Origin of the sequence: Persicobacter diffluens, from assembly GCF_036244895.1 — a bacterium.
Taxonomy (GTDB): Bacteria; Bacteroidota; Bacteroidia; order Cytophagales; family Cyclobacteriaceae; genus Persicobacter; species Persicobacter diffluens.
Genome location: NZ_BQKE01000001.1, coordinates 2,046,182 through 2,060,826, shown reverse-complemented (window position 1 = coordinate 2,060,826; position 14,645 = coordinate 2,046,182). Strand labels below are relative to the sequence as shown.

Here is a 14,645-nt window from a genome sequence, read left to right as displayed (position 1 = left end):
GCTAGCGAAGACTACGACCAGTGTAGGTAAATTTCTACCAAAGACCATTTAATGTGTTGATAATTTGCTCAAAGGTCTATGAATTAATTATTAAAATTTTCTCTTTTAAAAGTTATTAGACTACTTACCTATCCAGATTACCTATAGAATTCGATGGATAGTACTTCTTCAAAATTAACGGAAGAGTTAAAGCCAAGATTCCGCGTACTCGGTCGTTGTCGCCGCGTTACATCCTTACAAGGCATTGAAGTTCAGCAAGCGAAGACTAAGACCAGCGAGGGAAATAAATTATATTGAAAACAGTTTGTTCCTTTTTAAAGCTACAGCTGTTTATAATTGTTGTTAGGGTAAATTTCTACCAAAGACCATTTAATGTGTTGATAATTTGCTCAAAGGTCTATGAATTAATTATTAAAATTTTCTCTTTTAAAAGTTATTTGACTTCCTACCTTTCCAGACGACCTATAGAATCTCGTGGATAGTGTTTCTCTAAAACTAGTGGAAGGGCCAAAGCCAAGATTCCGTGGACTTAGTCGTTTCGCTGTGCCAGTTCCCTACAAAATCTTTGAAGTATGGTTAGCCAAGAAGATGACCAGCGAGAGGCTCTACCCCTACTAAGATTTATAAATAATTCAACCAGATAGGTGGGGTTATAAAGTTGATAAGATGTCAATTTATTTCAGGGCGTGGCAGTATTAATTCACTACGGATGAATTAATACCAAAGTATCCTGTTCAGGGATCATTAGGTTAATTTTATATATAAGGTCAGCTTTTACAAGGTTGGCATCATTGTATTCAATTATTCGCATATGAAGTGGAAAAACATCATCTTTAAAATAATTCTTGGGCCATGTTAGTTTTATGGAATTTTTATAGTCAAATTTTTGAAAAAGTAAATCCGATAATGATGCATCAGTGTAGTCCTTGAACTCCGCATCACGAAATATTTCTATTCCAAAATTGTTTGCCATTTTATTTATTATTTCAAAATTATATGTTACTGAATCCGTAGAATTAATGGCATAAGAGAGAATTACTCTTCTTCCTTCTAAATATTCACCTTTGTAATCGCTTTTGACAAGGTCTAAATTATGAAATTCAAAACCACCAAGGTACACGCTGTCTTTAGTGAAATATTCCACATTGCGGAAAATATCATTATTTATTGCTTTACTTACAAGAAAATAATTTTCATTTTTCCTATAGTATTCGTGTTTTTCAACTATTAGTGTGTCATTGCTTTCGTATTGTTTCCAATATGAGGAAAATGTACCATCATTTGAAATAAAAGCTATAGAATCATTATCGTATTCATAAGCCAGTCCTTTTATAGCTTTGCTAGAAAAAAATTTTGACTCATAACCATTTATTATAACATTCTCAACTTTTTTTAATTTAGGTTTGCACCCGATAAAAAATAATATGCATAAAGCCCAATAAATTTTTATCATCTGATTGTATCATTTAAATGTCCAATTGATATGAATCCATTATGAGATGTTTTGACTACTATATGAATTGTATCTTTTCTAGTTACGATTTCTCTTAGTAAAATTGAATCAGGTTTAGCAAAGAATGTTAATGAATCTTGTGTTAAAAATCCTTCATAGTACGGAGAACTTTCAATCCAATTTTCTGTTATGGATTGAGATGTCTGCGCAGGATCTAAAAACTTACCTGCAGTTTTGGTATTTTCGGAGATAATACTTCTGGACGGTGGTATTGAAAACTTGGGGTTGGGTATCTTCATAAGATATTTAAGTAATGTATAGTCCAGGATTTCTGTATGTTCGGCTCTCCACCCTAAATCTAAACCTATCTCATTTTCAGGCTTAGTCTTATCAATAAATAGCATTCCAACTGGTTGAGTGTCAATTGGTGGGTCTGGATTAGCAATTACATCATGAATTTCTTTCATTGTTTGTTTTGTGTTTGATTTTGACTCTCTAAAACCTAAAGATGTAAAAATATTATACAACCCTGAGAAAAATGCATTTCCTCTTGGGTCGCCAGATTCTCTACCATCAGTATCTATGCTTCCTATGGGATCGTTCCCCATTCCCACATACCCACTGGCAAATTGCCTGGCCGGATCTACTGTTGTCCATCTCCCTAAAACAGGATCATACAATCTTGCCTCAAAGACATTAAAACCATTTTCCTCGGTATCATCCTCGGCAAAATCTCCCTGAAATCCAAAACGGTAACCGGGGTTTGTATACCTGACCATTCTTAAACCAAAAGGATAATAATCACTATAACCTAGGGTTATTGATGGTGCCGTGTCAGTTGGATGTTTTACTATGGTTCTTATATTACCCAAATGGTCTTTTAATTCATATTGCTCCTGTTCAAAGTTATCATCCATCACCAACATTCCCAAACGGCTGGCCCCGTAAATCGGGATCTCTACCTGTTTTAGATTACCTGAAGTAGGGCCACTGTATATGCTTAATAGTTTTCCTGAGGCATCCCGGGTATAAGCCGTTTCTTTTTCAATATTACCAAGCAGGTCATATGAAACTTTTTTACTTCTATGCCCCAATGAATTATATTGATAAGTGATTTTTACGTCACCAGCAACTTTTACGGAATTCCTTAAGGCACTGGAATTATGACTATTCACGCTAGTTATTTGGGCGGGGAAATCGCCTGATCGTAAATTCCATCTTCGACTCCATATGGAGGAGCCTTTGTGCCTGAAATACAATAGGGGGGCTGATGATTAAAAGTACCCATTCAAATTATAGCTGCGCAGGATCCAATTGGTTTTTAATTAGACGCCGGCTTGTGCTTTCTCTTTTCTTTAATCTTAAAGCGTATTTTTCGTAATAAATGGATTATGGTTCAATCTGGAAGAGAAAAAGAGTGGAGGTTCCAATTTTTTTGGGTCGTAGATTGAATCTATGACCACTATGGGCGATTTCCGACTTTAAAAAGATTAAACTCAACTAACCAGCGTTGGTTTGTCCCGCTATTTTGGTGTAAAGTATATTTGCTCATCAAATACCCCTTTGATCTTTTGTGGTACAGCATGTTTACGAGCCTTAAAAGACGAACCACCAAATTCCGAGGACTGGGTCGTAGTCGCCGCGCTACATTCTTACAAGATATTAAAGTTCAGCTAGCGAAGACTACGACCAGTGTAGGGCCAAATAATGCAGTTTATATTCCCTCGGCAGGCACTTTGCCGGAATATCAATCTTATGTTGGCATAAGGTGATCTCACTACTTTTTACAGTATTGACATTATGGTATAAAATCTTCCGCATCAACAGTCCGGCCTTGATCAATGGGCGGATAGACAAAGGTTCTGCTGACGACCAGAAGGCATCACAGCGACATTTCTGCAATACTTTACCAGTTTTGCGTCATCTGCAAATGTCGCCTTGATGGATTCCGTCAGCAGGTTATTTGTCCCGCCAACATTGATCACAGCCTTGATTTTTTTGTTTCGTTTTTTATCAAGAAAAAATGAAAAAGAAACGATTAATTATTCAATATAAGGTATTGAATGGCTGATCTAGCTTTTTGTGAAAAAGCCCTGTTTTGTCGATGTAACCTGCGCCAGTGGGGGATATTTTTTGCAATAAAATATGTTTCCATCTGGAAGGGATAAGGAGCGAATGCTCCTGGAATGTTTTGAAATACAGATGAACCTCACTTCTGGTGCGGATCTGGTATTGAAAAAGGGTATTGGGGCAGGGATGAAGCGGGCTTGTTTGAACCACAGCGGCCCAAAAGGCCGATGAGGTGAGCCGCGCCAGCCCGGTGCTGACGTCTAAGCGGCAGCAGTCCCCCAAAAAAAGAGTCCAAAAAAAAGCACCTTCCGAAATGGAAAGTGCCGGCCTTGGGATTATTATTTTATTTTTAGTCAAAGTCCTCGAGCATGCGGGTAAATTGCTTGGCGCTTTTATAGCCGGGTTCGACTGCTTTTTTGTCCAGATCAGATTTTAAAAGCAGGATGGTGGGGTAGCCTGGTACACGGAATTTTCGAGCTAAATCGGCATAGGTCAGGTTTTCTCCTTTGTAGGTAATGCGATCTTTTGATTCGGCATTTACTTTTACGGCATAAAAACTGGCATTTACGGCATTGACTACATCCTTATCTTTGAAGGTGGTTTTGTCCATCTTTTTACAATAGCCACACCAGGAGGTATAAAAGTCAATCATGATGTTTTTGGAGGGATCTTGCTCGGCCATTTCAATTGCCTCTTCGAAACTCACCCACTTAATTTCTCCCTCATTGTCCCTTCCGGCGAAAGCGGTCAGCTGTACAGCTACCAGAAATAGGATCATCCAAAATGTCTTTTTTAACATAGTCAATCGTTAGTTTTTATTTTTATTACGGTGGAGCGGTAAAAATGGCTTGAAATTTAAGTCGCCTGTGTAACATAACAACGGCATTTCATCATTTTTGGGAAATTATTGGCGTTTGTGAATGTTAAAAATTCACTATTCCTGCAATGCATTGATCATGGCGGCTTTATTGGTCTTTCGCCTGAATCGGCTGATGTAGCCGTCGGTTGGAGAGAACAAAAAGGCCAGCCCGAAAAGGATGCCGCCAACAGTGGCCATGGCGCCGGCAATGGAACCATCGAGTGCGTAGGCCAGATAAAATCCTCCCACCGAAGTGATCACACCGATGATGACCGACAGGATCAGCATTTTTTTCAATTCCCGGGTGAGCAGATAGGCGGTGGCTGGTGGCGTCACAATCAGGGCAACCACCAAAATAGCCCCGACGGACTCGAAGGAAGCTACGGACACCAGTGAAACCATGGACATCAGCAAATAATGCCACAATGTGGTGGATATGCCGATGGCGGCTGCAAAGGCCGGGTCGAAGGTCGTCAGGTATAGTTCTTTATAAGCCAATAGAATAAATGCGATGATGAGTAGCATGACGATGGCGGAGATCCAGAGTGCTCTGGGCCCCATGATGGTACCGCTTTTGGTGATCCACAAATCAATAGGAACGTAGGCGATTTCTCCATAAAGCACACAATCCTGGTCCAGGTCCACCTGTCCGGCGAAAACGGAGATCAGGATGACGCCCAGGGCAAACAGCCAGGTGAAGGTCACGCCAATAGAGGCATCGGACTGCAGGCCGCCCTTGAGGTGGAATAATTCGATTAAAAAGGTGGTGAGGATGCCGAAAGCGGCGGCGCCGGCCAGCATTACCATGGAGTCCCGGCTGCCGGAAAGTAAAAAGGCGATGACAATGCCCGGCAAAACGGCATGGGAAATGGCATCGGCCACCATGGTCATTTTCCTTAATACCAGAAAACAGCCGAGCAAACTGCAGGAGATGGCCACAAAGCTGGCAGTGAGTATGATCAGTAAATCGTTCATAATATTTATCAGGTATAAGGAATTTCTTCATCGTGCGGATCACGATCCGGATAGTTGAGCATTTCTTCCAGCTTCTTTTCCAGTTCCGGCGTAATGACGTGTTCCATGGTTTCGGCAGAATCATGCACATGGTCCGGATCCAGATAAAGGTATTCGGTCAGGTATACTTCCCACAGGCGGTGAAGCTTCACTACGCGTTTCCCTTTTTCTGTGCCCTCTGCACTCAGGCGATAGCTATTTTCCTTCTTTCGGAGAAATCCTTCTTTTTCCAAAACTCTTAATCCCTTCTTGAGGCGGGGTTTGGGGATGGAAGGTCGAATACTGTGAATTTCGTCAAAACTATAACGATGCTTCATGTCCTGATGCTTTTGACCTAAATGATAAAAGGATTTCAGGATATTTTCGGTCAGGATTTTTAATTGATTCTCCTGCTGTCTTTTCATTTTGAAAATGATGCCTCTTGCCGGTGCAAATAGTATGGATAATAATGCGATGGTGGTAGCGACCATCACAATCCACGGGCCGGTGGGCATAGCAGGGGAGACGTAAGAAATCAATGCACCGGAAAATCCGGAGAAAGCACCGAAGACCGCGGCCAGCAAAACCATCCGTGGCAGGTAATCGGTCCAGTATCTTGCCGCTGCCGGAGGAGTGATCAGCATGGCGGCCATTAAAACTACCCCAACGGCCTGTATGCCAATGACGACAGCCAGCACGGTCATGGAGGTGAGCAAAAGCTCCAGCCATTTTACGGGCAAGCCGGAAGTTTGTGCAAATTGGCGATCAAAGGAAATAAGTGTAAGTTCCTTAAAAAACAACAGGATCAGGGCTATGAGCAAAAGCCCGACGGATAGGAAGATGATCAAATCTTCTCCCACCAAAGAGGCTGCCTGTCCGAAGAGGAAATGATCCAGTCCGGATTGCTCGGCATAATCTCCATGCTGAATGAAAGTCAGCAACAGAATACCAAATCCGAAGAAGACGGATAACACCAATGCGATGGCGGTATCCTCCTTGATTTTGGATTCATTAGTGACAAAGTCAATGATGTTCAGTGAAAGCCAGCCGGTGATGAAGGCACCGATGATCAGTAACAGGGGATTCTTTTCTCCGGATAGCAGAAAAGCCAGGCAGACGCCAGGCAAGACGGCATGTGCTACTGCATCGCCAATGAGGGCTTTCTTTTTCAGGAAGGTAAAACTTCCCACCAAGGCAGAGGAGGCGGTCAGGATTACCGCACCCAGCGTTACCATCCGTACTGATGGATCCTGAAAGGATAAAAACTCCAGTAATGCTTCCATATTATTCCTCCCGGTTTGGAAATTCTTTATTCTTGATCTCTTGCGAAACTTCATTGAGCAGGGTCAGCTTTCCGCCATAAGTCTCGGCTAGTAATTCGTCGGTCAGGACTTCCTTGGTGGGGCCGGAAGCCACCAGACGGGTATTGAGCAATACGATCCAGTCGAAATACTGACGGGCAGTTTGCAGATCGTGATGCACGACCACTACTGTTTTGCCTTTTGCCGACATTTCCTGCAGCAGGTCTACGATGGCTTTTTCGGTCGCCATATCCACGCCCACGAAGGGTTCATCCATAAAATAAAGATCGGCATGTTGCGCCAGTGCGCGAGCCAGGAATACTCTTTGCTGTTGACCGCCGGAAAGCTGAGAAATCTGCCGTTCGGCAAAAGCTTCCATATTTACCTTACGCAAACAGTCCATGGCAATTTCCTTATCGGACTGTCGTGGTCTTTTAAATAAGCCGATTTTGGAATAGCGGCCCATTAATACCACATCCTTTACCAAAGCCGGAAAATCCCAGTCCACCGTCCCTCTTTGCGGCACGTAGCTTACCTGTTCCCGGACATCGTCCAGCTTTTCATCGAACATTTTCACATAGCCGGAGGCCAGTGGCAGTAAACCCATCATGGCTTTGATCAGGGTGGATTTTCCTGCACCATTCGGCCCCATAACCCCGATCACGGAGCCCTTCGGCAGTGTCAGGTCAATGTCCCAAAGCACAGGCTTCCGGTCATAGGTTACGGTCAGGTCATGGACTTCCGTTACCGGATTATCGGCTTGTAGTATTTTCTTTTTCATTATTTCAATGCATTTACAATGGTGTGAACATTGGCCCGAACCATCCCCAGGTAAGTGCCCTCTGCGGTACCGGGAGCGCCCATGGCATCGCTGTACAAGCTACCTCCGATTTTCAAATCATGGCCTTTTTGCTGACAGGCCTCGACCACGGATTCTATAGCTTTGGGCGAAACGGAAGATTCTACGAAAATGGCTTTGATGCCTTTGTCAATGATATAATTGACCAATTCTACGCGTCCTCTCAATCCAAATTCCGATAGGGTGGAGATGCCTTGTAGCCCTCTGACTTCAATATCATAGGCCTTGCCGAAATAGCCGAAGGCATCATGGGCGGTAATCATCACCCGTTGCTTTTGCGGAATGGTGGCGATTTGCCGTTTAACCTCCTGATGCAACACTTGGATTTCCTGCCGGTAGGCTTGTTCATTGGCGTTGATCATGTCGGTCCAATCGGGGTAAATTTCCCGAAGGGCAATGGCAGATTCGGCTACAGCCTGATCCCAGAGCATTAAATCGAACCAAATGTGGGGGTCGTGTACTTCCGTGTCCTCAACGCTTAGCAGGGCATTTTCAGGAATAGATTTCGCTACGGCCACCACAGGGCGGGTGCGTTCCAGCTTGTGTAGCACTTCGCCCATTTTGCCTTCCAGATGCAAGCCGTTGTAAAAGATGACATCCGCACGCGCCAGCCGGTCAATGTCGCCATGGGTGGCTTTGTATAAATGCGGATCCACGCCCGGGCCCATAAGACTGATCACATTGGCGGAATCTTTCACCAAATGTTTTAAGGCATCGCCAATCATGCCCGTGGTACAGACAATGTTGGGCTTACCGTTATTCATTTGCGGATTGCGGTCGCAGCTGCTGAACGTTAAGAGCATCCCCAGGTAAAGGGAGAAAAGGAGGTATTTAGTCTTCTGTAACATAAATGTTTTTGGCCACTTCTTCAGAGATATACAGGGTACGACCGTCCAGCAGGATTTCCAGAGAATTATCAAATGCTATTCGCTCCTGAATGATGATATTCGAACCAATGCCTGCTTTGATTTTATCCAAATATTGCAAAAACAAAGGGCTACTTTCTTTTACTGCGCTAATTTGGGCCTTTTTCCCAGTGGTAAAATCAGAAAGCAGAATTTTGGGAATTTCAATAATCTCTCCATTCTCATTCGGAATGGGATCACCATGCGGATCTTCTTTAGGGAAGCCTAAAAATTGATCCAGGCGTTGAATGAGTAGCTTGGATTTAATGTGCTCCAGTTGTTCGGCGACCTCATGCACTTCATCCCAGGAAAAGCTGAGGTGCTCTACCAGGAAAACTTCCCACAGTCGGTGCTTGCGAATGACCAATAAGGCAGCCTGAAGCCCGCTTTTGGAGAGTTTGGCGCCCTGATATTTTTTGTAAAAGATCAATTCTTTCTGGGCAAGCTTTTTCAGCATGTCGCTCACCGAAGCAGGTTTGGTTTTTGTTTTTTCTGCCAGGGCAGTGGTACTTACGCCGCTGGGGTTTTCCAGTTCCAACTGGTATATGGCTTTCAAATAATTTTCTTCAACAAAACTTAGCTCCATAGTCCTCGGTAAATATATTTGTAGCGGTAAATTTAAGTTTTAGACTTGTCTAAAAAAATATTTTATGAAAAATAATGGAGTGATTTTGTTTTTTATAAAAACTGACATTGATCAGTTTCTAAAAAATGATTATTTTAAATAAAGCGGGATGCCTTGGATTTTGGGAGTGAATATTTACCTTCAGCTCGCAATAAATGCAAGTTTGGCCGCTGAAAAATGCGGTTGTGCTTCCCGGGAGGACAAAATTTGAAAAACAATGACAAAAGTCTGTTTTTGAGAAAATGGATTTTTGAATATTTACCCGCCCAAATTATTTATGGGCATATTTAAACTAATTTTCTGAGGCTTCTCATTGAACCTTTGTATATGGAGTGGTTATGAAAGTAGGTGCTCTTTTTTTTCACGCTATAGTATATTGTATATGTTAATTCGAGACCGGATCAAAAGGATTCTGGAGAGTATTGGAGAGGGGATGTTTGAAAAAGAGGAAGTCACCATGTTGGGGGTACTTTCTGCTATTGCGGGAGAGAGCATTTTTATGTTAGGCCCTCCGGGCGTGGGGAAAAGTATGGTGGCCAAGCGTCTGAAACATGCTTTTAAGGAAGGGCGATCTTTTGAATATCTGATGAACCGTTTCTCTACTCCGGACGAGATCTTTGGGCCGATTTCCATCAAAAAGCTAAGTAAAGAGGACAAATATGAGCGGATGACGGAAGGCTATCTGCCGGGCGCTACGGTGGTCTTTTTGGATGAAATTTGGAAGGCGGGGCCGGCGATTCAAAATGCTCTTTTGACCGTTTTGAATGAGAAGATTTATCGGAATGGTGATTCTGAAATTAAGGTGAAGTTACAGGCCTTGTTTTCTGCCTCGAATGAATTGCCGGAAGAAAATAGTGGCTTGGAAGCTTTATGGGATCGTTTTCTGATCCGGTGTTTTGTGGACAGGATTCTGGATGAGGATAATTTCTATCGGATGATCACCGAGCGACATACATCGAATACGGTGGATCTGGAGGAGGAATTGGTGATTACGCAGGAGGAAATTGCGGAATGGGATTTGGCGATACATGAAGTTACTATCCCAAAGAACATTTTGAAAACCATCACTACTATCCGTAAAACCATTGCCAAATTTGCGCAGGAGGCCAAGGAAGATGAAACCCCACTATATGTCTCTGACCGGAGATGGTCAAAAATTGCTCGTTTGTTAAAAACCGCCGCCTTTTTGAATGGTCGCAGTGAGGTGAATCTGGCTGATTGTTTGCTTATTTCGCCATGCTTATGGAGTAAGCCTTCAGAAATTGAAGAAACCAAAAAATGGGTTTCGCAGGCCATTTTTAAGGTGGGCTTTCCTACAGAATTTAAATTACACCTGGTGGAAGCGCAAATTGATTCTTTCCGTGAGGAAGTGATGAAGACTGCTTTTGAGGTTAAAAAAATGGTGGAAAATGTCCCTCAGTTGGTCAATGGGAAATATCATACCATTATGGAATTCCCCGGCTTTCACAAAAATATACTGGCAGAGGATTTTGAGCTTTTAGGCGGTGGTGTGCAGGATGTGCAGCTTTACAGCTCAGCAGGAGGTGAACAAACTTTTAAAGTTTCCAAAATCTCCAATACCGAAATTGAGGTGGAGGTGGGCGGTCATTTTCGTAAATTTTCGCTTGTTAATGTCGAGGAAACCGTAGAAAAACATATAAGGATTAAAATAGGTCCGGAGGTAGTCGAAATTTTGAATCGCCAAAAAGAAGAGATCTTAAATTACTTGGATAAGGTGGCGATCATCCTTTCGGAAATGCGGGAACAGGGAAAAGATCATCCGATGTCCTCGATTTTCCTGACCAAAAAGCAGGCGCAGGCCATGGATTTTAACCTGCAAATGATTTTAAAGGAATTAGTGGCTCGAAAAACTGAAGTGGAGAAGATAGGCATGCAGTATGGCTGATTTTAAAACGCAAATTGAGGAATTTAAAGTTTTTGGAAGGTTTGGGACGGAGCAAAAGCGCACCGATTTGGTGGAGTATATGCGGGCGGTCTGTAACGGGACGCCCTATACCGGGGGGCAGTTATCTGCGAATTTGACTGACCCCTTGGATGAAATTTTGTCCATGCCCGGCCTGAAGGAATATATGGTGAGCCATGCAGAGTTTCAGAATTATGTGCTATTGGAAATTTTGCATCAGCTGGATGCCAAGTCCATGCATAGCATTGAAAATGGAATTAAAAGGAGAAACCGTTGGCGAGTAGTTTCCTCTGAATTGTTGTACAAGTTTTTAGATTTTCTGAATAAGCTTTTTTCCTCTTCCGTATTTGATATGCAACGTCGTGTTTTGGGAACGCTGGAAGTGAGGAAATTGAAGGGTAATATTTCTAAAAAGGGAGAGTTTACGAAGAATACCAATAATCTGATCCAGACTTTAAAGCAAAATCTGATACCGCATTGGTCCTCTGAGAGTGGAGTTTGGAAAGATGTTCCTTTTGGTTTATTGGCTAAATATGAGAGTCAAATGTCCAATCATAAAAAATTGGATGAATTAGTTGCTGCTTTTGGGCGAATGGATCGTGAAATGGCCCGATCTACTTTTAAAGAAGTGGAGGAAGTGGAAATTAAATCTTTGATCAAAAACCCTAAAAAAGACAAGGAAGAAATTAAAGGCATTACCCAGGGGGATGATTTGCCCTATGTGCTTCCTGCTGAGGTGGCTTTATTGGGAGATGAGGAAACAGAGGATCTTTTCTATCAACGATATGCTGAAAAGAAATTATTAGAGTTTGACTTGATTGCGGACGCACAGGAGGAGGGGCAGCCCAAGCAAAAGAAGCCCAAAGCTAAAGGAGAAGATAAAAAAGGGCCCATTATATTATGTGTAGATACCTCTGCCTCTATGATGGGAAAGGTGGAGGAGGCTGCGAAAGTTATTGCGCTGGCCATGTTAAAAAGGGCGATGATGGATCATCGGCCTTGTTATGTGGTGGCTTTTTCAAAGCAGATTGAAGTCCTGGAAATGGATGGCGTGGGCGATGATATTGAGGTGTTATTAAAATTTTTGTCCATGTCTTTTCATGGTGGTACCGATGCCGGAGTAGCTTTGGATCGGGCCCTGGAACTCATGAAGGATGGTAAATTTCATAAAGCAGATTTGATCATGCTCACTGACGGTAAGGTGCCTATGCTGGATCCGATGTTACGTTCGCGCCTCTTAAGTGCCAAAACCAAAGGAAACCGTTTTTTTTCTATCATCATCGCAGGAACGGCCTATGAAAAGGTGAATTTCCCAAGTTTTACGGCGAATTGGCGGTACAATCCTATGAATGGGGATGGCTTTGAAAGCATGGTGAATGAATTGCGAACTTCATTTTCCTAAGGCGGGTTGAAGGACATTATTGGAGAGATGATTTTTAACCGCGAATTTTCACGAATTATTTTGGGAGAGAAGTAGGAAAGGATTTTTTTGCCACAGATTTCACAGATTTCACAAATTTTCACGAATTATTTTATGGTTGCTTTTTGGGGTGTAGGTCAGTACGGAACTTTCCATTACAGCAAGCCGGCCTTGATCAATGGGCGGAAAGCCATGGGTTCTGCTGGCGACAAGAAGGCATCACAGCGACATTTCTGTAGCAATTTACCAGTTTTCCGTCCTCTCCAAATGTCGCCTTGATGGATTCCGTCAGCAGGTTCCTTGGCCCGCCAACATTGATCACAGCCTTGATTTTTTTGTTTCGTTTTTTATCAAGAAAAAATGAAAAGCGATTTTCGAGAGCTGTCCTAGTCGTTAGAATATTTAACCGCGAATTGCACAAATTTTCACGAATTCTTTTTGGGGTGGATCGGGTGATGCATTCAGTTGTTTTTTCCCATTCCAACAAGCCGGCCTTGATCAATGGGCGCAAAGTCATGGGTTCCTTTATCGAAGAGCAGTCATCTCCGCCTTATTTCCACTCTATTTGCTTCATTTCCACGGGTTGAGATAAAGGAAGGAGATTGATAAATCCAGAATTCTAATTTTCAGCCAACTCTTGTAGCATTATAATCCGCTCTTCAGTTGATGAAGTCTCTTTTTCCCATTGATGAATATAATACACCCCATTGCCAATGATAAAGGAAATTCCCGCCAGCCAAAGCATTTTTTTTAATCGATATTGCCAAAAGGAACTTAAGGAAATGATGAAAACCCAATAACAGGGAATAAGCCATAAAGGAAAGGATAATTGAGCTTGATAACTATTCGGCCATGCTGCGATTTGGGCGAGGAGCAGGTTATGTTTTTCAATGAGCAAGGAAAACCATTTTCCAAAAAATTCCGCCGCGGGAGGGAAAAAAGTGAGTGCTTCCATCAACCATCCTCCAATAAAAAATAAGGGTATGGAGAGCGTTGCCAAATAATTCGTAAAAAACCCCACTTTAGAAATTCCCTCAAAATGAAAAATGAGGAGCGGGAAAGTCAGCATTTGTGCACACAAACCTATAACGAATACCGATAGTACTGACTTTCCCCTAAATTTTGGAATTAAGTTCATAATGGGAGAATACCAATTGGCAATGCCCAAAACAGCTAAGCTAGACAGTTGGAAACTTAATGAAAACAGTAGTTGAGGCTGAAAGGCCAATAAGAAGAAAGTAGTCCAAAGCAGGGCGTTTATTAAGCGGTAGTTTTTTCTCCATTTAATCGATAATAAAAAAAGAAAGGCCATTCCAGTGGCCCGAAGCACACTCGGTCGCCCTCCGGTAAGGAAAGTGAAAGCCAGCAGAGCAGTGGCCACCAGGCCCATTTTCCACCATAACTGCTGCTTTCGTTTTAAGGTAATACGGAAGAGAAAAAAGAGTAAACCAAAGAGTAAGCCTACATGCATGCCGGAAACTGCCAAAACATGGGCTAAGCCTACTTTTTTATATACTTCCTTTATTTTGGGGCTTTCTGCGGTACTGCCGCCCCAGCAAAGTGGGGCTAAAAGTCCAAGAGATCCTGCGGATAAATAGGGTTGGATACGTTTTTGAAGAATGACCTGTAATGATTTGTAATGTAACAGAGGTGGTTCTTGGGCTTGAAAAGCGATCAGGCTACCCCAGTTTGAAGGTTTTACCTCCACCAGATAATCACCATAACGCCCAAAGTCAGATTTTAAACTATCCGGTATTTTTTTTAGGTAGTAAATGGTCTCCTGTTTTTCCCAGGTACCATTCTTTTGGGTGTAATCACTCATAAGTCTACTGTAGGAAGGGCTGGAAGCGGATGGAATTGAGTTTAAATACCCTTTTACCCATGTGATTTTTTGCTCTTCATGTGCTGTTTTTTGCCCTGGCTGTGGGGGCAAAAGCTGCCCCTGGCCATATCCTAAAAGTGCAGATAGGAATATTTTTAGGGAGAAATGCCGGATATTTTGATTACAGCCTAAATATAATATTGGTGTAAGAATAATAATCAAAATAATAAAAAAGCGAATGTCTCGCTCATTTTGAGTAAGTTGGCTTGCGAGGATTCCAAGAATTAATCCTGCGTTAAGTAAAATCAAGCTAGGTTTATTCAAAATAGTAGAGGGATTCTTAGTTTTTATTTAATAAAAATCATCTACTCATGGTTTGAAGCATTAGAATTATCGCGAGTGCGTTTTGAGTGC

The 14,645-nt window shown here is 42.4% G+C and carries 12 protein-coding genes; 2 read left to right on the top strand and 10 right to left on the bottom strand.

What is annotated here, in order from left to right; translation table 11 throughout:
• Positions 1-703: 703 nt before the first annotated feature.
• From AAA970_RS08555 to AAA970_RS08515, 9 genes are all read right to left on the bottom strand, one after another.
• A complete protein-coding gene (locus AAA970_RS08555; RefSeq protein WP_338236762.1) occupies positions 704-1,453 on the bottom strand; it encodes a hypothetical protein in 750 nt (249 codons plus the stop codon).
• The gene (locus tag AAA970_RS08550; protein WP_338236761.1) at positions 1,450-2,628 is read right to left on the bottom strand and encodes an RHS repeat domain-containing protein; all 1,179 of its coding nucleotides are present in this window, start codon (positions 2,626-2,628) and stop codon (positions 1,450-1,452) included. Before AAA970_RS08550 ends, AAA970_RS08555 begins: the two co-directional genes overlap by 4 nt.
• 508 nt (positions 2,629-3,136) lie before the next feature.
• Positions 3,137-3,355 carry a hypothetical protein gene (locus AAA970_RS08545; RefSeq protein WP_338236760.1) on the bottom strand — a complete coding sequence of 73 codons (219 nt, stop codon included), beginning with the start codon at positions 3,353-3,355 and terminating at the stop codon, positions 3,137-3,139.
• 517 nt (positions 3,356-3,872) lie between these two features.
• The gene (locus tag AAA970_RS08540) at positions 3,873-4,301 is read right to left on the bottom strand and encodes a thioredoxin family protein (RefSeq protein ID WP_338236759.1); all 429 of its coding nucleotides are present in this window, start codon (positions 4,299-4,301) and stop codon (positions 3,873-3,875) included.
• Between the two features lie 156 nt (positions 4,302-4,457).
• The gene (locus tag AAA970_RS08535; RefSeq protein WP_060686482.1) at positions 4,458-5,357 is read right to left on the bottom strand and encodes a metal ABC transporter permease; all 900 of its coding nucleotides are present in this window, start codon (positions 5,355-5,357) and stop codon (positions 4,458-4,460) included.
• A gap of 8 nt (positions 5,358-5,365) precedes the next feature.
• Entirely contained in the window at positions 5,366-6,658 is a 1,293-nt protein-coding gene (locus AAA970_RS08530; protein ID WP_338236757.1) for a metal ABC transporter permease, read from the bottom strand.
• Between the two features lies 1 nt (position 6,659).
• Positions 6,660-7,457, bottom strand: coding sequence for a metal ABC transporter ATP-binding protein (locus tag AAA970_RS08525; RefSeq protein ID WP_053405129.1), 798 nt, complete (start codon positions 7,455-7,457; stop codon positions 6,660-6,662).
• On the bottom strand, positions 7,457-8,383 hold the full coding sequence (locus tag AAA970_RS08520; protein WP_338236756.1) for a metal ABC transporter solute-binding protein, Zn/Mn family: 927 nt from the start codon (positions 8,381-8,383) through the stop codon (positions 7,457-7,459). Before AAA970_RS08520 ends, AAA970_RS08525 begins: the two co-directional genes overlap by 1 nt.
• A complete protein-coding gene (locus AAA970_RS08515) occupies positions 8,367-9,026 on the bottom strand; it encodes a metal-dependent transcriptional regulator (protein ID WP_338236755.1) in 660 nt (219 codons plus the stop codon). The genes AAA970_RS08520 and AAA970_RS08515 overlap by 17 nt, the downstream gene beginning before the upstream one ends.
• A 421-nt stretch (positions 9,027-9,447) precedes the next feature.
• Here AAA970_RS08515 and AAA970_RS08510 point away from each other — a divergent pair, with 421 nt between their 5' ends.
• Positions 9,448-10,971 carry an AAA family ATPase gene (locus AAA970_RS08510; RefSeq protein WP_053405126.1) on the top strand — a complete coding sequence of 508 codons (1,524 nt, stop codon included), beginning with the start codon at positions 9,448-9,450 and terminating at the stop codon, positions 10,969-10,971.
• The gene (locus AAA970_RS08505; RefSeq protein ID WP_338236754.1) at positions 10,964-12,391 is read left to right on the top strand and encodes a VWA domain-containing protein; all 1,428 of its coding nucleotides are present in this window, start codon (positions 10,964-10,966) and stop codon (positions 12,389-12,391) included. The genes AAA970_RS08510 and AAA970_RS08505 overlap by 8 nt, the downstream gene beginning before the upstream one ends.
• Before the next feature lie 637 nt (positions 12,392-13,028).
• Here the strand turns inward: AAA970_RS08505 and AAA970_RS08500 are convergent.
• Positions 13,029-14,231 carry a ComEC/Rec2 family competence protein gene (locus AAA970_RS08500; protein WP_338236753.1) on the bottom strand — a complete coding sequence of 401 codons (1,203 nt, stop codon included), beginning with the start codon at positions 14,229-14,231 and terminating at the stop codon, positions 13,029-13,031.
• Positions 14,232-14,645 lie beyond the last annotated feature (414 nt).